This is a genomic window from Gluconacetobacter entanii (genome assembly GCF_013155425.1).
GTDB classification, from domain to species: domain Bacteria; phylum Pseudomonadota; class Alphaproteobacteria; order Acetobacterales; family Acetobacteraceae; genus Novacetimonas; species Novacetimonas entanii.
In genome coordinates, this window is the sequence record NZ_JABJWD010000044.1 from 55,389 (window position 1) to 81,939 (window position 26,551).

21 protein-coding genes and 1 tRNA gene are annotated in these 26,551 nt (G+C 64.5%); 12 read left to right on the forward strand and 10 right to left on the reverse strand.

Features of this window, described 5'->3' with window-relative positions; genetic code table 11:
- Window positions 1-32: 32 nt before the first annotated feature.
- Window positions 33-710: an HAD family hydrolase gene (locus HNH97_RS08100; RefSeq protein WP_227744349.1), complete on the forward strand. Its 678-nt coding sequence runs from the start codon at window positions 33-35 to the stop codon at window positions 708-710.
- Between the two features lie 9 nt (window positions 711-719).
- On the opposite strand, the gene gyrB is transcribed toward HNH97_RS08100, so the two are convergent.
- The 6 genes from gyrB to mutM all read right to left on the reverse strand — a co-directional run bounded on the left by gyrB (window position 720) and on the right by mutM (window position 8,738).
- Window positions 720-3,188, reverse strand: a complete 2,469-nt coding sequence (gene gyrB, locus HNH97_RS08105; RefSeq protein ID WP_216657575.1) for a DNA topoisomerase (ATP-hydrolyzing) subunit B — start codon at window positions 3,186-3,188, stop codon at window positions 720-722.
- 98 nt (window positions 3,189-3,286) lie between these two features.
- Window positions 3,287-4,411 carry a DNA replication/repair protein RecF gene (gene recF, locus HNH97_RS08110; RefSeq protein WP_171790547.1) on the reverse strand — a complete coding sequence of 375 codons (1,125 nt, stop codon included), beginning with the start codon at window positions 4,409-4,411 and terminating at the stop codon, window positions 3,287-3,289.
- A 25-nt stretch (window positions 4,412-4,436) separates the two neighbouring features.
- Window positions 4,437-5,561 carry a DNA polymerase III subunit beta gene (gene dnaN / locus HNH97_RS08115; protein ID WP_110912830.1) on the reverse strand — a complete coding sequence of 375 codons (1,125 nt, stop codon included), beginning with the start codon at window positions 5,559-5,561 and terminating at the stop codon, window positions 4,437-4,439.
- A 112-nt stretch (window positions 5,562-5,673) separates the two neighbouring features.
- Window positions 5,674-7,119, reverse strand: coding sequence for a chromosomal replication initiator protein DnaA (gene dnaA, locus HNH97_RS08120; RefSeq protein WP_171790548.1), 1,446 nt, complete (start codon window positions 7,117-7,119; stop codon window positions 5,674-5,676).
- Window positions 7,120-7,498: 379 nt separating this feature from the next.
- Entirely contained in the window at window positions 7,499-7,768 is a 270-nt protein-coding gene (rpsT, locus tag HNH97_RS08125; protein ID WP_003618383.1) for a 30S ribosomal protein S20, read from the reverse strand.
- Between the two features lie 103 nt (window positions 7,769-7,871).
- Window positions 7,872-8,738 (reverse strand): bifunctional DNA-formamidopyrimidine glycosylase/DNA-(apurinic or apyrimidinic site) lyase, encoded by an 867-nt coding sequence (gene mutM, locus HNH97_RS08130; RefSeq protein ID WP_171790549.1) that lies wholly within the window; start codon window positions 8,736-8,738, stop codon window positions 7,872-7,874.
- Window positions 8,739-8,767: 29 nt separating this feature from the next.
- On the opposite strand from mutM, the gene HNH97_RS08135 reads away from it, so the two are divergent.
- From HNH97_RS08135 to HNH97_RS08160, 6 genes are all read left to right on the forward strand, one after another.
- On the forward strand, window positions 8,768-9,574 hold the full coding sequence (locus tag HNH97_RS08135; RefSeq protein WP_171790550.1) for a class I SAM-dependent methyltransferase: 807 nt from the start codon (window positions 8,768-8,770) through the stop codon (window positions 9,572-9,574).
- A gap of 13 nt (window positions 9,575-9,587) precedes the next feature.
- Window positions 9,588-10,844, forward strand: a complete 1,257-nt coding sequence (coaBC, locus tag HNH97_RS08140) for a bifunctional phosphopantothenoylcysteine decarboxylase/phosphopantothenate--cysteine ligase CoaBC (protein WP_171790551.1) — start codon at window positions 9,588-9,590, stop codon at window positions 10,842-10,844.
- The gene (gene dut / locus HNH97_RS08145; RefSeq protein WP_171790552.1) at window positions 10,841-11,320 is read left to right on the forward strand and encodes a dUTP diphosphatase; all 480 of its coding nucleotides are present in this window, start codon (window positions 10,841-10,843) and stop codon (window positions 11,318-11,320) included. Before coaBC ends, dut begins: the two co-directional genes overlap by 4 nt.
- A gap of 74 nt (window positions 11,321-11,394) precedes the next feature.
- On the forward strand, window positions 11,395-13,038 hold the full coding sequence (locus tag HNH97_RS08150) for an ABC transporter permease (RefSeq protein WP_390670400.1): 1,644 nt from the start codon (window positions 11,395-11,397) through the stop codon (window positions 13,036-13,038).
- 9 nt (window positions 13,039-13,047) lie between these two features.
- Window positions 13,048-14,415: an ABC transporter ATP-binding protein gene (locus tag HNH97_RS08155; RefSeq protein ID WP_171790553.1), complete on the forward strand. Its 1,368-nt coding sequence runs from the start codon at window positions 13,048-13,050 to the stop codon at window positions 14,413-14,415.
- A 126-nt stretch (window positions 14,416-14,541) separates the two neighbouring features.
- Window positions 14,542-15,666 carry a class I SAM-dependent methyltransferase gene (locus HNH97_RS08160; RefSeq protein ID WP_171790554.1) on the forward strand — a complete coding sequence of 375 codons (1,125 nt, stop codon included), beginning with the start codon at window positions 14,542-14,544 and terminating at the stop codon, window positions 15,664-15,666.
- 399 nt (window positions 15,667-16,065) lie between these two features.
- On the opposite strand, the gene HNH97_RS08165 is transcribed toward HNH97_RS08160, so the two are convergent.
- Window positions 16,066-16,139, reverse strand: a tRNA-Cys gene (locus tag HNH97_RS08165).
- A 185-nt stretch (window positions 16,140-16,324) separates the two neighbouring features.
- Between HNH97_RS08165 and HNH97_RS08170 the strand changes: the two genes are divergently transcribed.
- The 4 genes from HNH97_RS08170 (at window position 16,325) to msrA (ending at window position 22,313) form a co-directional block, all read left to right on the forward strand.
- Complete coding sequence (locus HNH97_RS08170) at window positions 16,325-17,023, forward strand: protein-L-isoaspartate O-methyltransferase family protein (RefSeq protein ID WP_244949363.1); 699 nt, start codon at window positions 16,325-16,327, stop codon at window positions 17,021-17,023.
- A 125-nt stretch (window positions 17,024-17,148) separates the two neighbouring features.
- A complete protein-coding gene (locus HNH97_RS08175; RefSeq protein WP_110913729.1) occupies window positions 17,149-18,585 on the forward strand; it encodes a TolC family outer membrane protein in 1,437 nt (478 codons plus the stop codon).
- Window positions 18,586-18,880: 295 nt separating this feature from the next.
- Window positions 18,881-21,577, forward strand: a complete 2,697-nt coding sequence (locus HNH97_RS08180) for a valine--tRNA ligase (RefSeq protein WP_171790556.1) — start codon at window positions 18,881-18,883, stop codon at window positions 21,575-21,577.
- Between the two features lie 187 nt (window positions 21,578-21,764).
- A complete protein-coding gene (msrA, locus tag HNH97_RS08185) occupies window positions 21,765-22,313 on the forward strand; it encodes a peptide-methionine (S)-S-oxide reductase MsrA (protein WP_171790557.1) in 549 nt (182 codons plus the stop codon).
- A gap of 54 nt (window positions 22,314-22,367) precedes the next feature.
- Here msrA and HNH97_RS08190 read toward each other — a convergent pair whose 3' ends face one another.
- The 3 genes from HNH97_RS08190 to HNH97_RS08200 form a co-directional block, all read right to left on the reverse strand.
- Entirely contained in the window at window positions 22,368-22,715 is a 348-nt protein-coding gene (locus HNH97_RS08190) for a hypothetical protein (RefSeq protein WP_110913726.1), read from the reverse strand.
- A gap of 405 nt (window positions 22,716-23,120) precedes the next feature.
- A complete protein-coding gene (gene glk / locus HNH97_RS08195; protein WP_110913725.1) occupies window positions 23,121-24,089 on the reverse strand; it encodes a glucokinase in 969 nt (322 codons plus the stop codon).
- A 208-nt stretch (window positions 24,090-24,297) separates the two neighbouring features.
- The gene (locus HNH97_RS08200; RefSeq protein ID WP_171790558.1) at window positions 24,298-25,131 is read right to left on the reverse strand and encodes an SDR family NAD(P)-dependent oxidoreductase; all 834 of its coding nucleotides are present in this window, start codon (window positions 25,129-25,131) and stop codon (window positions 24,298-24,300) included.
- A 153-nt stretch (window positions 25,132-25,284) separates the two neighbouring features.
- Here HNH97_RS08200 and HNH97_RS08205 point away from each other — a divergent pair, with 153 nt between their 5' ends.
- Window positions 25,285-26,454, forward strand: coding sequence for a hypothetical protein (locus tag HNH97_RS08205; protein WP_171790559.1), 1,170 nt, complete (start codon window positions 25,285-25,287; stop codon window positions 26,452-26,454).
- Window positions 26,455-26,551: the final 97 nt, after the last annotated feature.

Sequence of the window (26,551 nt, forward strand, 5' to 3'; positions counted from 1 at the left end):
TTGCTACCACAAGAGCCACCGAGGAGTGCCGGATGCCTGCCCTTCCCCCCCGCCTGGCGGTTTTCGACATGGACGGCACGCTGATCGACAGCCTGCCGGACCTTGCTGCCTGCGCCTGTCGCCTTCTGCATCACTATGGCCTGCCCCCCATTACTCCCGACACCCTGCGCCCCATGATCGGCGATGGCGTAGGCGTGCTGGTGCGTCGCCTGCTGGCGCATGCGGGCGATGCGGCGCGCGGCATCGACCCCGATGACGCCGTCGGCCGTTACATGGCGGATTATACCCCACATTCGACCGACCTGTCGCATCCCTTCACCGGCACCCGCGCCACCCTGTCGGCCCTGAAGGGCGCGGGATGGAAGCTTGCGGTCTGCACCAACAAGCCGGTGGCGGCGGCACGGCACATCCTGCGTGTCATGAAACTGGACCCGTGGTTCGACGCGGTGGGCGGCGGTGACAGCTTCGCCGTGCGCAAGCCCGACCCGCGCCACCTGCTTGGCACGATCGAAATGGCGGGCGGCGTGCCCGGACGCACGATCATGGTGGGCGACCACCGCAACGACATCGCCGCCGCAACGGGTGCGCATGTGCGCGGCATCTTCGCCCGGTGGGGATATGGCGCGCCGGAAATGGAGGCCGGGGCGACCGCAGGCGCGGATTCCATTTCCGAAATCCCGCATATCGCCCGCGACCTGCTCCCCGACTGATCCCTGCCCTCAGACGTCGAGGTTCGCGACCTTCAGCGCGTTGCCGACGATGAAGTCGCGACGCGGTTCGACCACATCGCCCATCAGGGTGGAGAATACCTGCGCCGCGTTCTCCACATCGCCCACCCGCACCTGAAGCAGCGTGCGCATGGCGGGATCAAGCGTGGTTTCCCACAACTGCGCATCGTTCATTTCACCCAGTCCCTTGAACCGGTTGATCGAAAGCCCGCGTCGCCCCTGCGCGATGATGCGTTCATAGACCGAGGCCGGACCGTCGAGCGTGAGGGTCTGGCTGTCGAGTGACAGTTCCACCCTGCTGCCGAAATCGGCCGCGATACGGTCATGGTGTTCGGACAGCCAGCGGACCTCCGCACTGCGCAGGGTCGCGGGATCAAGGCGATAGACCTCGCCCACGCCACGCACGCTGCGCGCCATTTCCAGTCCGTCAGCGCTCGCCGCGACCTTCCACCCACGCTCCGATTCCGCGGAGACGGCATCAAGCCGCGACTGAAGTTCGATGACCCGCTCCGGTGTGGCCGCCGGATTGGCCGACAGCGCACCGGCAATGGCCGCCTGTTCAAGGATCCAGACCGGCGCGCGCACCGCAAGCCGCGACAGGGCGCGCGCGACATCGCGGATGAAGGCGACCTCGGTCCGCAGTGCATCGCCCGTCACCTCGCGCCCGTCGGCATAGCGCAGGGTCGCATGCGCCAGCGCCTTGTCGAGCAGGTATTCCTCCAGCGCCGCATCATCCTTGAGGTACCGCTCGTCATTGCCGCGCTTGGCGCGGTACAGCGGCGGCTGCGCGATGTAGAGGTAGCCGTTTTCGATCAGTTCGGGCATCTGCCGGAAGAAGAACGTCAGCAGCAGCGTGCGGATGTGCGATCCGTCCACGTCGGCGTCCGTCATGATGACGATGCGGTGGTAGCGCAGTTTTTCCAGCGAGAAACCGCCATGTTCCACGTCGCCCCGCCCGATGCCCGTGCCGAGCGCCGTAATCAGCGTGCCGATTTCCGCCGAGCCAAGCATGCGGTCGAATCGCGCGCGCTCCACATTGAGGATCTTGCCCTTCAGCGGCAGGATCGCCTGGAACCGGCGGTCACGTCCCTGCTTGGCCGTGCCCCCTGCGGAGTCACCCTCCACGATGAACAGTTCGGACTTGGCCGGATCGCGTTCCTGACAGTCAGCAAGCTTCCCCGGAAGCGAGGAAATATCGAGCACCCCCTTGCGCCGCGTCAGTTCGCGCGCGCGCCGCGCCGCCTCACGCGCGGCGGCGGCGTCCATCACCTTCGCCACGATCTGGCGCGCTTCCTTGGGATGCGTCTCGAACCAGTGGGAAATCATGTCGGCGGCGGCGGCATGCACCACGGGCTGCACCTCCGACGACACCAGCTTGTCCTTGGTCTGCGAGGAGAATTTGGGATCGGGCACCTTGACCGACAGCACCGCCGTCAGGCCCTCGCGCATGTCCTCGCCCGCCAGCGCGTGGGAATCCTTCTTCGACGCATTCGCCTCGGCATAGCGGCCGACGATGCGCGTCAGGGCCTGGCGGAACCCGGCAAGGTGGGAGCCGCCGTCACGCTGGGGGATGTTGTTGGTGAAGCACAGCATCGTTTCATGGAAACTGTCGTTCCATGTCAGGGCGAATTCGACCTTGATGCCGTTTTCCTCGTTCTGCAGGCTGCCGGTGATCGGCGGCTCCACGATCGGGGTCTTGCCATGGTCAAGCCATTCGACAAAGGCGGACAGCCCCCCTTCGTAATGGAACGATTCCTCCCGCGCGGGGGTATGGCGCTCGTCACGCAGGATGATGGCCAGGCCGGAATTGAGGAACGCCAGTTCGCGCAGCCGCCGCTCCAGCACGGAAAACTGGAATTCGACGATGGCAAAGGTCTCGGCGCTCGGCTTGAAGGTGACCTGCGTGCCGCGCGGTTCGTCACTGTCGCCCACGACGCTCAGCGGCGCCTCGCGCTCACCGGCGCGGAAGCGGATCATGTGCTCCTTGCCGTTGCGCCAGATCCGCACCTCCATCCATTCGGACAGGGCGTTGACGACCGCAGCGCCCACGCCATGCAGGCCGCCGGAGACCTTGTAGGAATTCTGGTTGAACTTGCCGCCCGCATGCAGCTTCGTCAGCACGACCTCGGCGGCGCTGATCCCTTCCTCATGATGCATGTCGGTCGGGATTCCGCGCCCGTTGTCGCGCACGGTGACGCTGCCGTCACCATTGAGCGTCACGATGCAGGTGGTCGCATAACCGGCCTGTGCCTCGTCCACCGCGTTGTCGATGATCTCGAACGCCATGTGGTGCAGGCCGGAACCATCGTCGGTGTCGCCGATATACATGCCCGGGCGCTTGCGCACCGCGTCCAGCCCCTTGAGAACCGAGATGGAGGCCGCATCATAATCCGCAGCCGTGACGGGAATATCCCCCGCTTCGGCATCGTGTTTCTGATCGGGATTGGATGGGTCAGACATGCCGGACAGATGCTCCACAACAGGGTCACGCGTTGAAGGAGTGTTATACATCGAACCCGCCCCCGTGACCAAGCTTTCCCCTTCATAAATCGGGGGAATCAGGGAATTGGGAGCAGAGCGCCATCACGGGGCATGACAAAGGCCGCCTGATCGCGCAAGGGTCCGAACTGTGCCGCGTCCGTGCCGCTGAGCATCACCGTCGTCTCCAGCCGCCCGATGGCGCGGAACAGCGCATTGCGCCGCGCCTCGTCCAGATGCACCAATGGTTCGTCCAGCAGGATCAGTGGCGCCTGTCCCCGCGCCTGCGCGATCAGGCGCGCATGCGACAGCACCACGCCGACCAGCATCGCCTTCTGCTGCCCCGTGCTCGACTGCGCGGCGCTGCGCCCCGTGGCGCGGTCATGCATGTGCAGGTCGGTGCGGTGCGCGCCGACGGACGCGCTGCCCCGCGCACGGTCGCGCCCCCGTGACGCCGCAAGCTGCGCGCGCAGCCAGTCCTCCACCGCAAGGGCGGGTGTCTGGCGCAGGCGCTGCGCGATGTCGCTTTCCAGCGCCATTACCGTTGCGGGAAACCCGTCGCACAGCGCCACGTCATCCCCATTGAGCAGCGTAACAAGCCCCGCCCGCGCCGCCGTGGCCGCAACGCCATGCCGCGCCATCGCATCCTCCAGCGCGGACAGCCATGCGGGATCGGCCCCGCCCGCGGCCAGCAGCCGGTTGCGCTGCATCATCGCATGGTCATGGGCGGCAAGTTCACGCGCATGGCCCGGTTCCATCGCAAGGACAAGCCGGTCAAGGAAACGGCGCCGCCCCGCCGCCCCTTCCTGGAACAGGCGGTCCATCTGCGGTGTCAGCCATACGGCCGAAAGGAAATCGGAAACCCGTCCCCGGTTGCGCAGTGCCTCCCCATCAAGGCGGACGACACGGCGTTCGGGACGGGCGGGGTCGGACCCCACCGCGAGTTCGCGCATTCCCGCCTCGACCCCGTCGGGCACGTCGATGCGCGCCGCAACACCCCAGCGCGTGCCGCCATGACGCGGCAGGTCCGCCACGCGCGCCCCGCGCAGGCCACGGCCGGGCAGCAGGAGGGAGACGGATTCAAGGAGGTTGGTCTTGCCACTGCCATTTTCGCCCACAACCACCGTGACCGGCGTTTCAGGCGTCCATGACAGATGGCGGTAATTGCGGAAATCCGTCAGGACCAGCCGCGAAAGGTGGGCCATACGTGCCCGAAGACCCGACGCGCGATCAGACGCGCATCGGCATCAGCACATACAGTGCCGAAGGACGGTCCACATCACGCACGATGGTGGGGGCGGAACTGTCGGAAAACGCGAATTCGACGTTCTTGTCAATCTGGTCGGTGATGTCGTTGAGGTAGCGCGCCTGGAACCCGATCTCGATCGGGCTTGCATCATAGACGACGTGGCTGTCGTCAAGCTCCTCCGTCGCGGTACCCTGGTCCTGGCTGGCGGCGGACAGGGTCAGCAGGTTCTGCGTCACCGTCAGCTTGACCGGGCGGGAGCGTTCCTGGCTGATCGCGGCCACGCGGGAGACCGCGTCGGAAAAGATCTTCTTGCCCACATGCAGGATCTTGTCGTTGCCGGTGGGGATCACGCGCTCATATTCCGGGAAGGTGCCGTCAATCAGCTTCGACGTCAGGATCACGTTGCCCACGGTAAACTGGATGCGCGTATCCGACAGGGCGACGCCGATATGTTCCGGCCCTTCCTCCAGCAGCTTGCGCAGTTCATTGACCGTCTTGCGCGGGATGATGACGCCCGGCATGCCTGCGGCACCTTCCGGCAGGTCGGTTTCCACGCGCGCAAGGCGGTGCCCGTCGGTTGCGACCGCGCGCAGCATCGGCCCCTGCGGGGTTTCGGCCACGTGGAAATAGATGCCGTTGAGGTAGTAGCGCGTCTCCTCCGTGGAGATGGCGAAGCGACTGCGGTCGATCAGGCCACGCAGCGCCTGCGACGCGATGGTGAATTCATGCGGCAGCGCCCCCGCCATCATGGAGGGGAAGTCGTCCACGTCCAGCACGTTGAGGCTGGTGGTGAAACGCCCCGCCCGCAGGGCAAGCGGCGCATCGCCCCCGGCCTGGTCAAGTTCGACCACGGCGCCATCGGGCAGGCGGCGCACGATGTCGCACAGCACGGCGGCCGGCGCGGTCACCGCCCCGTCACGCAGGGTTTCCGCCGAAATACCCTCCACCACCGCGATTTCCATATCGGTCGCCGTCATGGTCATCAGGCCGTCCGTGACATTGATCAGGACATTGGCAAGGATGGGGATGGTGTTACGCTTCTCTGCCACGCCCTGAATATGCAGCAGCGCCTTGAGCAGGGTCGCGCGATCAGCCTTCAGCTTCATGTGTAACAAATCCTCCTTGCCCGGCGGCACGGCCCGTTACAGGACGGCGCAATGGGGGCAATAGGTCTAGCAGCCTGATGAAGATGCGAAAAGAGGGCGCAGCCGGAAAAAGTCAGCTTTCGAGCATCCGCCGCAGGAGTTCGACATCCTCCGCAAAAGCGGGATCCTGCTCCATGAGTTCCATGACCCGCCGCACGGCATAGATCACGGTCGTATGGTCGCGGTTGCCGAACTTGCGCCCGATTTCGGGAAGCGAGCGCGAGGTCAGCTGTTTCGACAGGTACATCGCCACCTGCCGGGGACGCGCCACCACGGTCGAACGCCGCGCCGAGGACATGTCCGTCAGGCGGATGTTCCAGTGTTCGGCAACCTTGCGCTGTATTTCCTCGATCGTGACGCGGCGGTTGTTGGCCTTGAGGATGTCGTGCAGCACATCCTGCGTCGCCTCCAGCGTCACGGGACGGCCGAACAGGTTGGCGTGCGCGATCAGGCGATTGAGCGCGCCCTCAAGTTCACGCACGTTGGACGTGATCTTGTGCGCAAGGAATTCCAGCACCTTGGCCGGCACATCGACACCCGACGCCGTGGCCTTCGCCTCAAGGATGGAGATGCGCAGTTCGAACGTGGTCGCATGGATGTCGGCCACCATGCCGCAGCCAAGGCGCGTGCGAAGCCGGTCCTCCAGCCCCGACAGGTCGGAGGGCGACTTGTCCGCCGAAACCACGATCTGCCGCCCGGCATCGACCAGCGCGTTGAAGGTGTGGAAGAATTCTTCCTGCGTGTTGTCCTTGCCGATCAGGAACTGCAGGTCGTCGATCATCAGCACATCGACCGAACGCAACTGCTCCTTGAATTCCATGGTCGATTGCGAACGGATGGCGGCGATGAAGCGGTACATGAACTTCTCGGCCGACATGTAGGCGACCGAGACCCGCCCCTCGCGCACCAGTTCGGAACCGATCGCATGCATCAGGTGCGTCTTGCCAAGGCCGACGCCACCATACAGGAACAGGGGATTGAAGCCCGGGCTTGACGGGCGTTCGGCCACGCGCCGCGCGCAGGCATAGGCGAATTCGTTGGGCTTGCCGACCACGAAGGTCTCGAACGTGAAGCGCGGGTCAAGCGGGGCAGCAAGGTCGCTGCGCACCTCCGCCGTGCGGGGTTCCTCGACCACGGCGGCTTCCACGACGGGGGCGGCGACCGGCGCGGCGGGATGGGACTCGGCCGTCGCGGCCTCCCCTTCCGCTGACGAGGACGGGCCACGCGCCACCTGGAGTTCGACGCGCCGGATGGCCGGGATTTCCGCATGCCACAGCGCGCCAAGGCGATCCCCGTACTGCCCCCGCACCCAGTCGCGCAGGAAGCGCGTGGGCAGGTACAGCGTGATCTCGTCCTCCTCGACGGGGCCGACGCCCATCTGCCTCAGCCAGGTGTTGTATTCCACCTCCCCGACCTCGGCCTTGAGGCGGGCGCAGATACGCGACCAATGGATGTCGAGAATGCTTTTCTGCGCATTCGCCTCGGCAACCTCGTCATATCCTTCCAGTCCGCCCGTCATCTTCACTCCCGGCCATTCAGGGACATGACAGTCCGCGTCCGCGAAATGCCTGTTCAACGTTAAACACACCATCCCCAACGCATGCGGACACGTTCGCGTTTTCCGCGCCATGAAGGCACGAAAACCCATGCGCCGACACATCGACGCCCCAGCAGCATACCGATGAGGATGCCCAGAAGTTAGTGCAGGGAATCGGAGGAAGCAACGGGAATCTGGCCGGGCGACGATCAAAACCGACTCCGCGACAGAAAAACATACGAAAAAGAAACAGCCCGAAAATAAAAAGGACCACACCATGCCGAAATGACACGATGCAGTCCCAATCATTACACGGAAAATACTTTATCCGTATAAGCAGCCATCAATCCAATTCAATGGATCAGGCAGCCGCCAGCGCCTTGATACGTGCGGACAGGCGCGAAATGCGACGGGCCACGGTGTTGGCGTGCATGACGCCCTTGCCGACCGCGCGCTGCAGTTCAGGCTGCGCCGCGCGCAGGGCGACGGAGGCGTCTTCTTTCTTGCCGGCCTCAATCGCGGTCTCGACCTTCTTGACGAAGGTGCGCACGCGGGAGATGCGGGCGGTGTTGCGCGCGTTGCGGCGCTCGGTCTGACGGATGCGCTTACGCGCTGATGCAGTATTGGCCATCGTTCTCAGTTCAGCAAAAAATCAGGTTACGGCGGTCCGCCACCCGATAGTTGCGGACATCCAGATATCAGGATCGCGGTCTAGTCCACCCTTTCCCCATCCGTCAAGACAAGTCTTGCGCCACCGTCGCGGTTTCCTGCCGCCGGGGACAGAAAAATGACGACCGCCCGCCCTGCACGATCCGCTCCACGCCACCGCAGGCGGGTGGGCCGGGACAGTCGGGACAGCCCTGCCCCGCGCGGCCATACACACGCCACGCATGCTGGAAATACCCAAGCTCCCCGTCGGGTTTCACGTAATCACGCAGACTCGACCCGCCAGCGGCGATCGCCTCGGTCAGGACATCGCGGATGCTGGCCACGAGGACGGTGCATTCCGCGTCATTCAGGCTGCCTGCCATGCGTTCGGGATGCACGCCCGCGCGGAACAGGGCTTCGGACACATAAATGTTGCCAAGGCCCGCCACCACGCGCTGGTCCAGCAGCAGCGCCTTGACCGAGGTCCTGCGCCCCCGTGCCGCGCGGGCCAGTCCTTCGGCATCGAACCCGTTGCCCAGCGGTTCCGGCCCCATGCGCGCCAGCAGGGGATGTGACGTGGCCGTATCGGCCGCCAGCAGGTCCACGATGCCAAAACGCCGCGGGTCCACAAGGCCGCAGCGCGCGCCCTGTTCCGTCACGATCAGCAGGTGCTCATGCCGCGCGGCGGGCACACTGACGTCATGGCCCAGCACGACACGGCCCGACATGCCCAGATGCATCAGCAGCGCCTGCCCGTCATCAAGGTGGATGAGGATGTATTTGCCCCGCCGCCCGAACCGCGTGATCACGCGTCCGCGCAGCGAGTCGGCCAGTCCCGGCGGGAAGGGCCAGCGCAGCCCCTCACGCAGGGGGGTGGCAGTTGCAATCTTGTGACCTTCGAGATGCAATCGCATCCCGCGCATCACAGTTTCTACTTCAGGGAGTTCCGGCATGACTGATTATAAGGTTATATCTCCGGATCATGAGCGACAATAGCCACCATCCCCACTCCGCCCCTTCCCCGTCCGCTGGCGCAGCGCCAGGCGGCGGCCCCTCCGGCACGACCGATTTCGGTTTCCGCGACGTCCCGGTCACGGAAAAGAAATCCATGGTCCGCCAGGTCTTCGACAGTGTCGCGGGCAAATACGACGTCATGAACGACGTCATGTCCCTGGGTATTCACCGGGCATGGAAAAAGATCTTCGTCACCGAACTCGGCCCGCACCCGGACCTGCGCCTGCTCGACCTTGCCGGGGGAACGGGCGACATCTCGTTCGGCTGGCTGCGTGGCGGCGGCGGCCCCGCGATCCTGTCGGACATCAATGTCAGCATGCTGGCGGTCGGACGTGACCGTGCGCTGTCGCGCGGCCTTGTCTCCGGCCTGAACTTCGTCGCCGTCGATGCAGAGGCCATTCCCATCGCCGACTGTTCCGTCGATCGCGTCTCCATCGCGTTCGGCCTGCGCAACTGCACGGACAAGCTACAGGTCCTGCGCGAGGCGCGGCGCGTGCTGCGTCCGGGCGGGCGGTTCCTGTGCCTTGAGTTCTCTCGCGTGCAGGTCGCGGCCCTTGCCCCCGTTTATGACGCATGGTCGTTCCAGGTCCTGCCGCGCATGGGTGCGGCCATCGCAGGCGACCGCGAAAGCTACCAGTATCTTGCCGAAAGCATCCGCATGTTCCCCGACCAGGAGACGCTGGCGGAGATGATGCGCGAAGCCGGCCTGGAACGCGTGACCTACCAGAACCTGTCGGGCGGGATCGCGGCGATCCATTCGGGCTGGCGCATCTGACGGGGCCAGGGTGATGAATGACGCGCGCCCGTCCGTCCTGCTGGTTGTATGTGGCGGGATCGCCGCGTTCAAGGCGCTGGAACTCGTCCGCCGCCTGACGGCGCGTGGCGTGCGGGTGCGCGCGGTCCTGACCCGCGCGGGCGCGCAATTCATCACCCCGCTCAGCCTGCAGGCGCTGACGGGGGAGCGCGTTTACGAAGACCTGTTTTCCCTGACGGACGAACAGGAAATGGGCCATATCGCCCTGTCGCGCGGCAGCGACCTGATCGTCGTCTGTCCCGCCACGGCGGACATGCTGGCGCGCATGGCGGCGGGACTGGCCGATGATCTGGCAAGCACGGTGCTGCTGGCGACCGACACGCCGGTCATGGCCGTTCCTGCGATGAACGTGCGCATGTGGCTGCATCCCGCAACCCGCGCCAATGTCGCGACACTGGCGGCGCGCGGCGTCACCTTCGTCGGGCCGGAAGACGGCCTGATGGCCTGCAATGAAACCGGGCCGGGCCGGATGAGCGAACCGGACACCATCGCCGACGCCATCATGGAGGCCCTGCGCCCTGCCCCGCAACCGCTGCGTGGCCTGCGCGCGCTGGTCACGGCGGGGCCGACGCATGAACCGATCGACCCGGTGCGCTACATCGCCAACCGCTCCTCGGGGCGGCAGGGATATGCGATCGCCGATGCGCTGGCGCGCGCGGGGGCCGAAGTGACGCTGGTCAGCGGACCGACCACCCTGCCGCCACCTGCGGGCATTGCGCTGCGGCGGGTGGAGACGGCGGTGCAGATGCTCGCTGCGTGCGAGGCCGCGCTGCCGTGCGACATCGCCATCTGCACCGCCGCCGTGGCCGACTGGCGCGTGGCGCAGGCAGGCACGCGCAAGATCAAGAAGACACCCGGCGCGCCCCCGCCGACGCTGGCGCTGGTGCCCAATCCCGATATCCTTGCCCACCTGTCACGCCCCGGCCCGCTGCGTCCGCGCCTTGTGATCGGTTTTGCCGCCGAAACCGACGATGTGCGCGACAATGCGACGGCCAAGCGCCAGCGCAAGGGCTGTGACTGGATCATCGCCAATGATGTCCGCGCGGAAACCGGCATCATGGGCGGAGATGAAAACGAGATCACACTGATCACCGCCACAGGTTCCGAACACTGGCCCCGCATGTCCAAGGACGCGGTGGCGGCGGGACTTGTGCGCAGGATCGCGGCGACATTCGCCACCACACCTGACATCGCCCCAGATGACATTCCCCCAGACGGAGTCCCTGCATGAGCATCCCCCCCCTGCCCGTTCGCATCCGCCGCCTCGCCCATGCCGAGGGACTGCCGCTTCCTGCCTATGCCACCGCCGGGGCGGCGGGCATGGACCTTGTGGCGGCGGTGCGTGAACCCATGACGATCTGGGCCGGCGGGCGCGCACTGGTGCCCACGGGCCTGTGCGTTGCGCTGCCGGCGGGATACGAACTGCAGATCCGGCCGCGTTCGGGCCTTGCGCTGAAACATGGCATCACGCTGCCCAACGCCCCCGGCACGATTGACGAGGATTATCGCGGGGAGATCGGCATCATCATGCTCAATACCGGGGAGGAGGCCTTCGTGATCGAACGCGGCATGCGCATCGCGCAGGCGGTGCTGGCCCCCGTCGTGCGCGGCGTGTGGGAGGAATGCGACACCCTTGACGATACCGCGCGCGGCACCGGCGGCTTCGGCAGCACCGGGACACAGGCGGCACCGGGGACGACAGGGTGAACGAACCACCACTTCCCGCGCACAGCCACAGGGTCCGCCCGAACCTGTTCGACCTTGTGGGACTTGTCATCCTGATGGGACTTGCCGTGGCGCTGGCCACGGTGGGACGGCGCATGCTGGTGCCGCTGCCGCCCGCCACGGCGCAGGTCATCCACCTCGACCCGATATGGCTGCCGGGCTATGCCCTGCGCACGACGTTCCGCATGTTCGCCGCCCTGCTGGCGTCGGTGGCCTTCACCTTCACCTATGCCGTGTGGGCCGCGAAAAGCCGCCGCGCCGGGCAGATCCTGATCCCGGTGCTCGATATCCTGCAATCGGTGCCGATCCTTGGGTTCCTGACCTTTACGGTGGTCTTCTTCCTCGGGCTTTTCCCCGGGCAGATGATGGGCGCGGAACTTGCGGCGATCTTCACCATCTTCACCAGCCAGGCCTGGAACATGGCCTTCAGCATGTACCAGTCGCTGCGCACCGTGCCTGCCGATCTGGAGGAAGCGGCCCGCTGCTTCGGGCTGACGGCGTGGCAGCGGTTCTGGAGGCTGGAGGTGCCGTTCGCCATCCCGTCGCTGGTGTGGAACGCCATGATCTCCATGTCCGGGGGATGGTTCATGGTCGTCTATTCCGAGACGATCACCGTGGGCAACACGGACATCGCCCTGCCGGGTATCGGGTCGTATGTCGGCACCGCCATCGCGCATCGCGACCTGCCGGCGATCTTCTATGCCATCGTGACGATGCTGGTGGTCATCCTTGCCTATGACCAGTTGCTGTTCCGCCCGCTGGTCGCGTGGTCGGCGCGTTTCAGTGTCGAGGACACGCAGGGCGAGGCCGCACCCGACCCGTGGGTGCTCGCACTCCTGCGCCGGACATCGCTGCTGCGCCGCACCAGCGATGCGCTGGGCCGGGCGCTGACCTTCATCGGCTGGCTGCGGATCGGGCGCGCCCCCTCCGACGTCACGCCATCACATGTCTCGGGCCGCGTGCTCGACCTTGTCTGGTGGGCGTGCCTTGGCGTGTGCACGCTTGTGGTGGGGGAACGGGTGGTGGCCTATGCCGCCGGGCATTTCACCGCGTCGCAGGTGCTGCATGTCATGGGGCTGGGCGGACTGACGCTGCTGCGCGTGCTGGCGACGCTGCTGGTGGCGTCGCTGATATGGGTGCCGGTGGGCATCTGGCTGGGGCTTGATGCCCGCCGCGCACGCCGGGCGCAGTTCGTGGCACAGTTCATGGCCGCCTTTCCCGCCAACCTGTTCTTCCCGCTGTTCGTGCTGTTCATCGTGCGCTTCAACCTCAACAGCAACATCTGGCTGACGCCGCTGATGCTGCTGGGCACGCAGTGGTATATCCTGTTCAACATCGTCGCAGGCGCCGCGTCCTATCCCACCGACCTGCTCGAAGCGGCGCGCAATTTCCAGGTGCGTGGCCGGTTGTGGTGGATGCGCGTGATGCTGCCGGGTATCGTGCCGTTCTTCATCACCGGGGCGATCACCGCATCGGGCGGGGCGTGGAACGCCGCCATCGCCACGGAAATGGCAAGCTGGGGCTCCACCACGCTGCGCGCGCAGGGGCTTGGCGCCTATATCGCGCAGGCCACAATCGACGGCGCGACCGACCGCGTGGGGCTGGGGATGGTGGTGATGTCCATGTTCGTCCTGCTGTTCAACCGTGCGGTATGGCGTCCGCTGGCCAATTACGCCGCGCGCCACTTCACCTTCAACTGAAAGCCCGAGATGCCTTCCGCACCGCCCTCACCGCATACGCCCCCCGAAAGCGAGACCCTGGTCCGGATCATCGACTGCAAGCAGGCGTACCACAAGGAAAGCGCGACCGACCTTGTCGTGCTGGACAATGTGAACCTGACCCTGCATTCGGGGGAGATCGTGGGACTGCTGGGCCGGTCCGGGTCGGGCAAGTCCACGCTGCTACGCATCATCGCCGGACTGCTGACGCCCACATCGGGCGAGGTGATCTGGAAAGGGAAGAAACTGACCGGCCCGGCCGCGGGCATCGCCATGGTGTTCCAGTCCTTTGCGCTGTTCCCGTGGCTGACGGTGCAGAAGAATGTCGAACTGGGGCTGGAGGCCAAGGGCGTTCCCGCGGCCGAGCGCGAGGACCTTGCCGAACGCGCGATCGACCTGATCGGGCTGGGCGGGTACGAAAATGCCTATCCCAAGGAACTGTCGGGCGGCATGCGCCAGCGCGTGGGCCTGGCGCGCGCGCTGGTGGTGCATCCCGACCTGCTGCTGATGGATGAACCATTTTCGGCGCTTGATGTGCTGACGGCGGAAAACCTGCGCACCGACCTTGTGGAACTGTGGTCGGAGCGCAAGCTGCCGATCAAGTCGATCCTGCTGGTGACGCACAATATCGAGGAAGCGGTCCTGATGTGCGACCGCATCCTGATCTTCTCCTCCAACCCCGGGCGGGTGGCGCATGAACTCAGCGTGCCGTTCGACCATCCCCGCAACCGCGAGGACGCGGCCTTCCGGCAGTTCGTGGACCGTATCTATGCCCTGATGACCCGTCGCGCGCCGGTCATTTCCGAAGCCGACCTGACCGAGGCCGGGATGGCCACGGCCACCCCGCCGGTGGAAGCCATCGCCCTGCCCCGCCTGGCGATCAACACCATGGTCGGCATGATGGAGACACTGGCCGCCGACCCGCTGGACGGGCGCGCCGACCTGCCGCTGCTCGCCAGTCGCCTGCAGCTTGAACTCGACGACCTGTTCCCGCTTGGCGAATCGCTGCAGTTGCTGGGCTTTGCGGAGCTTGAGGACGGGGACATCCTGCTGACGCCCGAGGGCATGCGCTTCGTCCAGAGCGAACATGACGAGCGCAAGCAGATCCTGTCGCACAGCCTGCTGCGCAACATCCCGATGGTCCGTTCCATCCGTTCGGTCCTGGACGAACGCCCCAACCACCGCGCCAGCGCCGAACGGTTCCGCGACGAACTCGAAGACAGCATGTCACCCGATTATGCGAAACAGACGCTGCAGACCCTGATCGGGTGGGCGCGTTATGCCGAACTGTTCGACTTTGACGAGGAAGCGGACCAGCTTTTCCTTGATGATCGTGACCGGAGCAACGGTGCGGTCTGATTCGCGGCGATATGCCTTCTGTAAATCAGGATGTCGAAAATCTTAATTTTGACATTCCGGGCAGGCATGCCAGTCATCACGGAAAAATACCAATGAACGCATAAAATAACTGCATGCAGGGCGGATATGGACATCAGAAACACCATCCAGAAACTTGTTGATGCCTGCAAAGACCATGAAAAGAACAGCCGGATCACAAAAGGGGTCAGCCGGTACCTGAGCCGCGCCTGTGAACATAAGATACAGGCGATGCTGCGGCTGGTGGACCCGCAGTCCCGGCCGAACATGACGGTACTGAATGAAAGACTGCGGGACATCGACCTGATATCCCTCAATATAAAGGCGAACGGATACAGGCTGGCCCGCCTTCTGGCCGAAACGCTGCCCCCCGCCACCCATGACGGGCCGCAGGACATCCAGCCCGGATCGAAGCTGTGCACGCAGGAAGATATCGCCAGCGACTGGTCCAGATACTGGTCCAGTGAACTGAAGCTGCCGGTCGTGTTCCATCGGAAACTCTGGGAATATACCTATCTCCTGCAGGCGCTGCATGCTTCCGGCAACATCGCCCCCGGCCGGGTCGGGCTGGGTTTTGGCTGCGGGCTGGAACCCATCGCAAGCTACCTTGCCTCAAGGGAGGTGAAGGCGACCATCACGGACCTGCCCCCCGAACACCAGCGTGTCGCAGGCTGGGCCAGCAGCAACGAATATGTCGAGACGCTGGAAAAGGCGCATGTCGCGGACCTGGTGGACCGCGAACAGTTCATCCGCATGGTCAGCCACCGGCATGTGGACATGAATGCAATACCCGATGACCTGTCAGGGTTTGATTTCTGCTGGTCCGTCTGCGCGCTGGAGCATCTTGGCTCCATCCAGCAGGGGCTGGATTTCATCGAGGCCTCGCTGCGCACGTTGCGGCCGGGCGGCACGGCGGTGCATACGACGGAGTTCAACATCAATCCCGAAGGCCCGACGATCGACAACTGGATGACGGTACTGTTCCAGAGGAAACATATTGAAGATCTGGTGCAGAAACTCGAAAGCCAGGGCCACACGGTCGCCCCCCTCGATTTCAGTGCAGGCAGCCAGCCCATGGACCAGTTCATCGACATCCCACCATGGAATGACGACCTGCTTGGCCCGGTGATGGGGCAACTGGACATGCGCCGCAACGCGAACCACCTGAAACTGTCGGTCGATGGCTTTGTCGTGACATGTTTCGCAATCACCATCACCAAGGGCGGTGGCTGACGTCGCAACATCATGTGGCGGCATGGATGACTGCATATGCCGTCACACGTTATTCAGCGCGATGAAGAATAGAGAAGTTTTCAGGCGCTGAATTCTTGGTCCTTTTGCCACCAGACTCGATGCGCAACCTGCCCCGGTCGTCAACCATCGGGCATGGACGAAAGGTGCAAACCGCGCGAATCCGGTATTTTGTGCAGGTTTTATCGGAGCCTGGCATGCAGGATGGCGGCATCCGTCAGCATCGATACCCCCGCCCTTTTGACGATACCCCCACGGATACCCCCATAAGCTGCATCATTCGGTGACTGCCCATGTCATCGCATGTCCAAAGTTATGCGACGAAAACGGCGGTTTTTCGGGGGATATGTCAACCACGGTCCTTCCCTGTCATGGAAGGATTGGAGGTCCGGGCGGGAATCGAACCCACATTCACGGATTTGCAGTCCGCTGCATCACCACTCTGCCACCGGACCTGACCGGGACAAGCGCTATATCCACTCAATCGCGCTGCAGGTCAAGCCGTTGTGTGCGACCAACCTGCTAGGCAGACATGAAAACCGGGAATAGAACGGAACGTGCGGGAAACAACAATCAAGCACCCGTCGCGATTGCACGGAACGTCGTCCCGCCCGGGCGGGAGCCGATGGAAGGGAAGGTCATGAAGCAGCCAGTTATCGAATATCCCCCCCTTGATTACGAGGCGGCGCGCCAGCGCATGGTCGATGCGCAGATCCGCCCCGCACAGGTGAACGACCCGCGCATCATCGCCGCGATGCGCCGCGTGCCGCGCGAACTGGCCGTTCCCGAATCCATGCGGGAATTCGCATATGCGGACCAGTCCCTGCCCCTGCCGGACGGGCGGGTACTGACGGAACCGCGCGTGGCTGCACGCATGCTGCAGGTCGCCGCCCCGCAGGAAGGCGAGCGTGTACTGGTGGTGGCCGCCGGGACGGGCTACCTCGTGACGCTGGCCTCAGCGATGCAGGAAGGACTGCGGATTGACGCACTGGAATCCGACGCACCCCTTGCGGCCATCGGACGGTCCCTGTGCCAGACCTTCGCGCCGGAGGTCACATGGCATGCAGGCCCCCTGTCGGCGGGCGTGCCGGGCAATGCGCCTTATGACCTGATCCTGATCGACGGGGCGGTCCGCACCATCCCGCCCGCCCTTGTCGCGCAATGCGCGCCCGACGGCCGCATCGTCGCCCCGATCTGGCCGGTGGATGGCGTGCCGTCGGTCTGCATCGTCCAACCCACGGCGGACGGCACCGCCACGCGCGCGATATTCGATGCAAATGTGCCCCTGCTGCCGGAACTCGCCCCTGCGCCGGCCTTCTCGTTCGATGCCTATGCCTGAAACGGCGGCACGCCCCGCATCGCGCACGTGCCGGGGGCGGTTAACCTGAGCGCAATATCCCCGCGATAGTGTCAGCCCCGCAGGCAGTTACGCCTGCGCCATGGGCCGGACGCTGGGGATATTACATGAAGGGATACTGGGTCGCTGGAATCGGGTTTGCCGCCAGCCTGCATGCGGGTACGGCACTGGCACGCAGGCCGCCGCCCGCGCCGGAAGCCCCCGTCACGGTTCCCCATACCCTGCAGGAGGCACTGGCCGCCGCGTATCTGAGCAATCCGGTCCTGCGCAAGGAGCGCGCCACCCTGCGCGCGACCGACGAACAGGTACCCGCGGCCCTTGGCGGATGGCGGCCGACCATCACCGGCACCGCCAACATGAGCTATTACAGCGGCAGCATGCTGATGGCCCCCGAAGGCGGCGGAAACGGATATGCCCGACGCTATGACCTGCCCGGCTATGGCGCGGGCGTGAACATCAGCGAACCGATCTATACCGGCGGGCGCACCACGGCCTCTACCCACCGTGCCGTGCATGACGTGATGGCGGAACGCGCGCGCCTGATCCTGACCGAGCAGCAGGTCTTCACCGATGTCGTCAACGCCTATGTCGGCGTGATCGAGGACCAGCAGATCCTCCAGATCGATATCAATAACGAGAAATTGTACCAAGAACAGCTCCACACCACGGAACTGCGTGCCCACGGGGGCGAGATCACGCATACCGACGTGGCCCAGGCACAGGCCGCGCTGTCGGCCGCGCGCGCCACGCGCCAGCAGGCCGAAGGCACGCTGGAGGCGGCGCGCGCGACCTACCTGCAGGTGGTCGGCACGGAAGCCCCGGACAACCTGCAGCCGCCACAGCCGCTTGTCCTGCCGGTGCAGTCGGAACAGGACGCCACGGCGCGCGCGGTGGAAAACAACCCCAGCGTCATCGCCGCCCTGTTTGACGAGGCCGCGCGCAAGGACGCGGTGGGCGTCGCCTTTGCGGCGCTGCTGCCCTCCATCAGCGCGCAGGCCAGCTACGCCCATGACATCAACCAGGAGGAAGGGCGCTCCAACTACGACAACAAGATGGCGCTCGTCTCCGCTTCGGTCCCGATTTATCAGGGCGGCAGCGAATACGCCGCCGTGCGCGCCGCCAAGCAGCAGGTCGCGCAGGCCCATCGCGCCGTGGAGGCCCAGCGCCGCAGCGCCATACAGCTTGCGCAGGCCAGTTGGCAGCGCATCCTTGCGAACCGTGCGGCCATCACCAGCAACCGCGAGGCGATTTCGGCCAACATCTCCGCCCTTGCCGGGGTGGAACGGCAGGCGATCGTCGGCACCGGCACGACCCTTGCCGTCCTGCAGCAGCAGGAAACCCTGCTGCAGGCACAGGTCGCCCTGGTCATGAGCCTCGGCAGCCTCGTGCAGGCGTCCTATCAGGAGGTCGCGGCGATCGGACGGCTGACGGCGCGTGACCTGAACCTTGATGTGCCGCTCTATAATGAAAAGGCGTATTACAAGGCCGTGCATGACCGGCTGTGGGGCATCAGTGACTATGCCCTCAAGGAGCCGGGACGCTGAGCGCGGGGTCGTCTTTACTCCGGACACGCAATGTTCTTCGAAGCTTTTTGAAAAAAGCTTCACCAAAAACTTCCGGTACCCTGCGAAGTCGTGCAGAGGCTGACTTTTCCCTTTCCCGAAGTCATGGTTTCCAAAGGGCGATGCCCTTTGGCGGGTTTCAGGGCAGAGCCCTGAGCCTCTCCCAAACAACCCGCGCATCTTGCGCCGTTTCTTTCGTGGCGGATTGGGGTATATCTGCGTGCGGCGGACATGTCGTGCGCCCTGCGTCTGATTTAGGTGGATCTGGTTTTTAGCAATGCTCGATAAGTCTTTCTCCCCCGGCGAGACGGAAACCTCCCTTTACGCATTGTGGGAGGGATGCGGAGCATTCGCCGCCGATCCCAGCAGTCCGCACCGCCCCTATACCATCATGATCCCGCCGCCGAACGTCACCGGCACGCTGCATGTCGGCCACGCCCTGACGATGACGTTGCAGGACACGCTGATCCGCTGGCGGCGCATGCAGGGGCGTGATGTCCTGTGGCAGCCCGGGACCGACCATGCGGGCATCGCGACGCAGCTTGTGGTCGAACGGATGCTGCAGAAGGAAGGCACGTCGCGGCAGGAACTGGGCCGCGAAGCGTTCGAGAAGCGCGTGTGGGAATGGAAGGCGCAGTCCGGTGGCGGCATCACGACGCAGTTGCGTCGCCTCGGCTCCTCCCTCGACTGGCCGCGTGAGCGCTTCACGATGGATGAGGGCCTGTCGAAGGCCGTGCGTGAAGTCTTCGTCACCCTGTATCGCGAGGGGCTGATCTATCGCGACCGGCGCCTCGTCAACTGGGACCCGGCGTTCCGCTCCGCCATTTCCGACCTTGAGGTCGATAACAAGGAAATGCGCGGCAGCCTGTGGTACATCCGCTACCCGGTGGAGGGACAGCCCGGCCGCACCATCACGGTGGCGACCACGCGGCCCGAAACCATGCTGGGCGACATGGCGGTGGCGGTCCACCCCGATGACGAACGCTATGCCGACCTTGTGGGGCAGTCGGTCATCCTGCCACTGACGGGACGGCGCATCCGCATCGTCGCGGACGAACATTCCGACCCTGAAAAAGGCAGCGGTGCGGTCAAGATCACGCCTGCCCATGACTTCAACGATTTCGAGGTCGGACGTCGCCACAACCTCGACATGCCCAGCGTGCTCGACGCCGATGCCCGCATCACGCTGGAGGAGATCGAGGACGAACTGCGCGCCGAGGACGGCATCGCCGACCCCGCCTTTGTCCGCACATTGCAGGGCATGCCGCGTGACGAGGCGCGCAAGGCGATCGTGGCCGAGCTTGAACGGCTGGAATGGCTGGAGAAGATCGAGGCGCACACCAACCAGGTCCCCCATGCCGAACGCAGCGGCGCGGTGGTCGAACCCCGCCTGACGACGCAGTGGTACTGCGATGCCGCCACCCTCGCCGCCCCCGCGATCGAGGCGGTGGAGACGGGACGTGTCGAATTCGTGCCGCGCCAGTGGGAAAACACCTTCTTTGCATGGATGCGCGACATCCAGCCCTGGTGCATCAGCCGCCAGCTCTGGTGGGGGCATCGCATCCCGGCATGGTACGGCCCGGACGGGCATGTATTCGTCGCCCATGACGAGGCCGATGCCCAAACGCAGGCCCGCGCGCATTACGGCCATGACGAGGCCCTGACCCGGGACGAGGACGTGCTGGATACGTGGTTCTCCTCCGCGCTGTGGCCGTTCTCTACCCTTGGCTGGCCGGAGCAGACGCCGGAACTTGCGCGTTATTACCCCACCGATGTGCTGGTCACGGGGTTTGACATCATCTTCTTCTGGGTTGCGCGGATGATGATGATGGGCCTGCACTTCATGAAGGACGTGCCGTTCCGCAAGGTGTTCATCCACGGGCTGGTCCGTGACGAACGCGGACAGAAGATGTCCAAGAGCAAGGGCAACGGCATCGACCCGCTGGAGATGATCGACACCTATGGCGCGGACGCCATGCGCTTTACGATCTGCGCGCTGACGGGGCTGGGCCGCGATGTGAAGCTGGGCCGCAGGAAGGTGGAGGAATACCGCTCCTTTACCACCAAGCTGTGGAATGCCGCGCGTTTTTGCGAAATGAACCGTGTCGCCCCGGTGGCGGGCTTCGATCCCGCCACTGTGAAGTCCCCGCTGGGCCGCTGGCTGCTGGCCGAGGCCGGGCGCGCAATCACGGATGCCACGGCGGCGCTGGAGGCCTTCCGTTTCGATGAATACGCGGCCACCTGCTACCGCTTCGTGTGGAACTGCTTCTGCGACTGGTTCCTTGAATTCGCCAAGCCGGTCTTCAACGCCGAAGGGGACACACCCGAAGCCGCCGAAACCCGTGCGGTCACGGCACATGTGCTGGGCCTGATCCTGCGCCTGCTGCAACCGGTGATGCCGTTCATCACCGATGAGTTGTGGCACCGCTTCGGCTATGGCGCGCAGGGCAGCCTGATGCAGGCGGCATGGCCCGTGCCCGACACCGTGACCGATGCCGCGCAGGCCGGGGCGGAGATGGAATGGCTGATCCGCTTCATCACCGAAATCCGCACCGTGCGGGCGGAAATGAACGTGCCGCCGTCACGCCTTGCCCCCGTCCTGCTGCGCGATGCATCGGCGCAGACACTGGCGCGCGCGGAAAAATGGTCCGAGGCCATCGGCCGCATGGCCCGCGTGTCCGAAGTCCTGCCGCTGGAAGGGGACATGCCGCAGGGTGCTGCGCAGTTGGTGGTGGATGAGGCCACGCTGGTCCTGCCGCTTGCAGGGATCATCGACATCGCGCAGGAACGCCAGCGCCTGGAGAAGGAATGTGGCAAGGTCGATGGGGAAATCGCCAAGGTCGAGCGCAAGCTGGGCAATGCCGATTTCGTCGCCCGCGCCAAGCCCGAGGTGGTGGAGGAAAACCGCGAACGCCTGGCCGCGTTCCGTGCGGAGCGCATCCGCCTTGATGCCGCGCTGGCGCGTATTTCCTGATCGTGCCGCCGCCATCACTGGCGGCGGGCCTTCATCCTGACAAACTGTTGAAAAACAATCGTTTGGTAAAAAAGTAAAAGTTTTCGGGTGCCGTCTTCTGATCGAAAAAGGCGGCGTTCCTCGAAGCTTTCTGAAAAAAAGCTTCACCAAGAACTTTTATCAGTTTCAGGCAGGCAGGGAGCCTCCCATGACACAGCACAAGACAGAGACAGCCGTTCTGGCCGGTGGATGCTTCTGGTGTATCGAAGCGCCCCTGCGTGACATACGCGGCGTCCTTTCGATCGAACCCGGCTATGCCGGCGGGCAGACGCCTGACCCGACCTATGAGGCAGTCTGCACCGGAAAGACAGGCCATGCGGAGGTCGTGCGAATCGAATTCGATCCCGCCATCCTGTCCTATCGCGACCTGCTGGGCATGTTTTTCGTCCTGCATGACCCGACAACCCTGAACCGGCAGGGCAATGATGTCGGCACGCAGTACCGTTCGGCCATTTTCACCCTGTCACCGGAACAGGACCGGATCGCCCATGAGGTGTGCGACGGACTGACGGCCGCCCATGTCTGGCCCGACCCGATCGTGACGCAGATCGTGCCGCTGGATCATTTCTATCCTGCCGAAACCTATCACCAGGACTATTTCGCCAAAAATCCGGGCAATCCGTACTGCGCCGCAGTCATCCCGCCCAAGATCGCAAAGATCCGCAAACTGTTCCGTGATCGCCTGACAACAGCCTGATCGCAACATCCTCCATCCCGCCGGATCTTGGGATGGAGGATGCAACCGGACATATCAGGGCTTCGGGTCGAACCCGTCCATCAGCCCATCAAAAAATGACCTCAGCCCCAGTCGCGGGGACTGCGCCTGTTCAATGGCAACCCCGTTGACCCCGTCCTCCGGGTATTTGGGCAGGGTGGGAATGGCCGCGTTCAGTTCCCGCCACAATGCCGCAAGCTTCTGGTGCTCCGCCTCGTGCGAGGCCGCGATATCCTGCACCAGTTTCATGCATGCGACGGCCTGCGGGTCCTTGTTCTTTACCCCATCCTTCAGCACGGTGGCGATCTCCAGCACGTCACTGGAACTCTGGTCCATCTGCGCGGACAGGGCGGAATAGGCATCTAGGATCGGTTTGAGATTCATCGGGTCTTCTCCCTCGGGTTTCACTGACATTTCTATCGTTTCCGCACCAACTGCGCACCATGCAGCGGACCGCAATTTCCCTCCCGTTCCCTGTTCCCTGTTCCCTGCCACGACACCATGAAACCATGCAGGTCCGCACATAAAGATCCGGTGCGCGGCCTGCTCCATGCTTCGTGCACAACCCCACGGAACCACCGGAAGTTGCCCCGGACCGCGTACAGGCTTCCCCCTATATCACCACAAGAATTATGTAATGTGCGATAAAAACAAAGCCCCGATCATGCCTCTCCCCTGCCCCACAGGCCCACGGACAAAAAAAGGGCGGCGGGATCATACGTCCCGCCGCCCCTGCCCTGTCCCGTCACGCGCCTCAGGCGACGCGTACGGGCACGATATCCGTGGATCCTAGCGATAGGCCTCGGCAAATGCCGCTGCAGCGCCAAGCAGCCCCGGCTGGGGATAGGTAATCAGCTTGACCGGCATCGCGGCCATCAGGCTTTCGAACCGTCCCTTGGCGACAAATCGCTCCGCAAAGCCGGACGCGCCGAGATGCTTGGCCAGACGCAGCCCCAGCCCACCGGCGATCACCACGCTGCCACCGCCCTGCGCCAGCGCCAGGTCGCCCGCAACCGTGCCCAGCGACAGGCAGAACCGCTCCAGCGCGGCGCCTGCCACGTGGTCGCTGCCATCAAGCGCCATGGTCCACAGCGTCTTGTCATCACGGGTACGCACCGGCAGGTTGCCGATCTCGGCAATGGCCTCATAGAGGTTGGCAAGGCCCGGCCCCGACACCACGCGCTCGACCGACACCCGGCGATAGCGCAGCCGCAGCAGTTGCAGGATACGGTCCTCGAACTGGTCGAGGGGGGAGAAATCAATATGCCCGCCCTCGGTCTCGCACACGAAATACCCGCCCTTGCGCCGCACGACATAGGCAGAACCCAGACCCGTGCCGGGACCGACAATCGTGATGATCCCTTCCTTGGGCAGCGGCATGTCCGGGCCACAGACATGCTGGAGGCTTTCTTCACCCACCTGTGCGACCGCATGGGCGACAGCGCCGAAATCATTGACCAGCACATGCTCGTCAATGCCCAGCTTGGCCCCCAGTTGCGCGGGCTGGATGACCCACGGGTTGTTCGTCAGCTTCAGGATATCGCCCTTGATCGGGCATGCGACCGCAATGCCCGCCGCACGCGGCAGGGGCTTGCCCACCACGCGGCCAAATGCCTCCCACGCCAGTTGCAGGCTGGCATGTTCGGCGCATTTCAGGGTCGTGGCCTCGCCCAGGCTGACGACACGGCCGCCCTCCACCTGCGCCAGTGCGAAACGGGCATGGGTTCCCCCGATATCGACGGCTACAATTTCTTTCATGTGGGATTATTCTCCGCAGTCAGCAGGCAATCTTCTTTCGGGGGTGCGGGCCCGTTGCACGCCATGAAACGTCGCAAGTCCCGTCCCCGTCAAATCAGATCCTCTAAAATAGTGATGGGTTGTCTCCCCAGCTAAGGCAGGGAGATGACGAATGACATTGATAAAAGTCACGTTATCCCATCAATTCCGACATCGGATCGCAGGAATATTATTTTTTCTGTCCGTCCTGCGGTGCCTGCCCGCGCGGCACCTGGCCTGCCTTCAGCCGTGACAGGATCCACCGCTTCAGCGGCCATGGCACGATGACGTCCACAAAGCGCAGGATGGAAAACAGGAACGGGAACACCAGATGCGCCTGCCCGCGATCGACCGCATGGGCGATCTGCCGCGCGGCGGAGGCCGGGGTCTGCAGGAACGGCTTGAAGCCCACCACGCGGCGGCTCATTGCCGTATCGACAAAGCCGGGGGAAACCAGCGTGACCCCCACCCCATGCGGCGCCAGCGCCATGTGCAGCGATTCCGAAAACCGCTTCAGCCCGGCCTTGGACCCGGAATAGGCGGCGGCGAACGGTATGGCGTGAAAGGCCGCGACCGAGCCGATCAGCACGATATGCCCGTGTCCACGCCGGACCATGGCCTCTGCCGCGGCGGCGGCCATGGCCGACGGGGTGGCGTAATTGACCAGCCCGAGTTCCAGCACCATCTCCGCCTTTTCGGTCACGTCGTCGGCGGTCTTCATGTCGCCAAGCCCTGCGGCAAGGATGGCAAGGTCGATGGGGGTGGCGGCGTCATCCTCGCGGTAGGCCGCGATGGCGGCATGCCCGTCCTGCAGGTCAAGCGCGCGCGTCGTGACATTGACCCCGCAACCGCGGCAGTCGCGTGCGATGGCCTCCAGCCGGCCCGCATCACGCCCCCAGAGCAGGAGATTGCGCCCCTTCCGGGCATAAAGCCGCGCCAGTTCCGCGCCGATCCCCCCCGATGCACCGGTAATCAGCACCCGTCCATGGGCCCCGTTCATGGTCTGGCTGGGCTGTGCTTCCATTGTCTGTCTTCCTTTCCACCACCATTTTGTGCCATCAGCACAACGAACGGGTTATTCAACCTTTCTACACCACTCGCGGGTATCTCCGCCACGCCGTGCCCCGCCGCGCGGCACTGGCTGATGCGCGCACAGTCAGGAAGCTGCGGACAGGTCATGAACGAAGCCGACCAACTTGTCATTATTCCCGTTTCCGGTTTTCGTCAGATGACCACCTTCATCCAGTTGCCGCGCCTGCTTTATGCAGGGCTACCGGGATATGTGGCCCCGCTCGACATGGTGCAGCGCGACCTGCTGCTGCCCACCCGCAACCCGTTCTTCCGCCGTGGGCAGGCGCAGTATTTCCTTGCCATGCGCAACGGGCAGGCCGTGGGCCGCATTTCCGCGCAGATTGACCCCGTCGCCATTGCCCATATCGGTGAGAAGGTCGGCTTCTTCGGCGCGCTGGACGCGGTGGACGACCTCAGCGTCGTTTCCGCGCTGATCGACGCGGCGGCGATGTGGCTGCGTGAACGCGGGATGAAGGTCATGCGCGGCCCGCAGACCCCCAACAGCAATGGGGAGTTCGGGATGATGATCGAGGGGCAGCACGAACTGCCCATGGTCGCCATGCCGTGGCATCCGCACTGGCTGCCGGGCATGATGGCGGCATGCGGGATGGTCGGGCAGGAAGACCTCCTTGCCTATCGCATCTTCACCGGCCCCGATGCGGAGGAAGCGCACCTTGTCCCCTCCAGCCTCAGGATGGGCGAAGGGCGACTGGGCAGCATCACCACGCGCGGGCTGGACATGAGCAGGCTGCATGAGGAAGGGGAAACCCTGCGCCAGCTTTACAACGATGCATGGCGCAACAACTGGGGCTCCCTGCCGCTGACCCGTGACGAGATGAACGGCATGATCAGCGAGCTTCGTCCCCTGCTCAAACCCGAGCATTACGTCCTGATCGAGCAGGACAGCCAGCCCGTGGCCTTCGCGCTGGTGGTGCCCAATGTGTATGACATTTCCGCCGACCTTGGCGGCGCGCCGTCGCCCGTGGGGTGGCTGAAACTGGGCAAGCGGCTGTTGCGGCATGAATTCCATTCCGCCCGCGTCATCCTGCTTGGCGTCAGTTCCCGGCTGGAGGGAACGGCGCTTGGTGCGATCATGCCCGCGCTTGCGATCTCCGAACTCATGAAACGCGGGCGCAGCCTGCCCTACCGGACGGTGGAGCTTGGCTGGGTGCTGGAAAGCAACCTGCCGATCCGCCGCCTGATCGAACGGATCGCGCCACAGCCCTACAAGCGCTATCGCGTGTATGACCGCGCCCTGACCGACGACGACCTGTAAGCCACGGGGGGGCACCCTGTTTCTTGGGTGCCGGGCTGTGTGGGAGCTGCCGTTTTTCATTGGGATGAGGCTTTTTGAAGCTTTTTGAAAAAAGCTT

Bases quoted from the DNA above. Each gene is read 5' to 3' on its own strand.
- HNH97_RS08100 (WP_227744349.1), top strand. From the start codon at position 33: ATGCCTGCCCTTCCCCCCCGCCTGGCGGTTTTCGACATGGACGGCACG.
- gyrB (WP_216657575.1), bottom strand. From the start codon at position 3,188: ATGTCTGACCCATCCAATCCCGATCAGAAACACGATGCCGAAGCGGGG.
- recF (WP_171790547.1), bottom strand. From the start codon at position 4,411: ATGGCCCACCTTTCGCGGCTGGTCCTGACGGATTTCCGCAATTACCGC.
- dnaN (WP_110912830.1), bottom strand. From the start codon at position 5,561: ATGAAGCTGAAGGCTGATCGCGCGACCCTGCTCAAGGCGCTGCTGCAT.
- dnaA (WP_171790548.1), bottom strand. From the start codon at position 7,119: ATGACGGGCGGACTGGAAGGATATGACGAGGTTGCCGAGGCGAATGCG.
- rpsT (WP_003618383.1), bottom strand. From the start codon at position 7,768: ATGGCCAATACTGCATCAGCGCGTAAGCGCATCCGTCAGACCGAGCGC.
- mutM (WP_171790549.1), bottom strand. From the start codon at position 8,738: ATGCCGGAACTCCCTGAAGTAGAAACTGTGATGCGCGGGATGCGATTG.
- HNH97_RS08135 (WP_171790550.1), top strand. From the start codon at position 8,768: ATGAGCGACAATAGCCACCATCCCCACTCCGCCCCTTCCCCGTCCGCT.
- coaBC (WP_171790551.1), top strand. From the start codon at position 9,588: ATGAATGACGCGCGCCCGTCCGTCCTGCTGGTTGTATGTGGCGGGATC.
- dut (WP_171790552.1), top strand. From the start codon at position 10,841: ATGAGCATCCCCCCCCTGCCCGTTCGCATCCGCCGCCTCGCCCATGCC.
- HNH97_RS08150 (WP_390670400.1), top strand. From the start codon at position 11,395: ATGGGACTTGCCGTGGCGCTGGCCACGGTGGGACGGCGCATGCTGGTG.
- HNH97_RS08155 (WP_171790553.1), top strand. From the start codon at position 13,048: ATGCCTTCCGCACCGCCCTCACCGCATACGCCCCCCGAAAGCGAGACC.
- HNH97_RS08160 (WP_171790554.1), top strand. From the start codon at position 14,542: ATGGACATCAGAAACACCATCCAGAAACTTGTTGATGCCTGCAAAGAC.
- HNH97_RS08170 (WP_244949363.1), top strand. From the start codon at position 16,325: ATGAAGCAGCCAGTTATCGAATATCCCCCCCTTGATTACGAGGCGGCG.
- HNH97_RS08175 (WP_110913729.1), top strand. From the start codon at position 17,149: ATGAAGGGATACTGGGTCGCTGGAATCGGGTTTGCCGCCAGCCTGCAT.
- HNH97_RS08180 (WP_171790556.1), top strand. From the start codon at position 18,881: ATGCTCGATAAGTCTTTCTCCCCCGGCGAGACGGAAACCTCCCTTTAC.
- msrA (WP_171790557.1), top strand. From the start codon at position 21,765: ATGACACAGCACAAGACAGAGACAGCCGTTCTGGCCGGTGGATGCTTC.
- HNH97_RS08190 (WP_110913726.1), bottom strand. From the start codon at position 22,715: ATGAATCTCAAACCGATCCTAGATGCCTATTCCGCCCTGTCCGCGCAG.
- glk (WP_110913725.1), bottom strand. From the start codon at position 24,089: ATGAAAGAAATTGTAGCCGTCGATATCGGGGGAACCCATGCCCGTTTC.
- HNH97_RS08200 (WP_171790558.1), bottom strand. From the start codon at position 25,131: ATGGAAGCACAGCCCAGCCAGACCATGAACGGGGCCCATGGACGGGTG.
- HNH97_RS08205 (WP_171790559.1), top strand. From the start codon at position 25,285: ATGAACGAAGCCGACCAACTTGTCATTATTCCCGTTTCCGGTTTTCGT.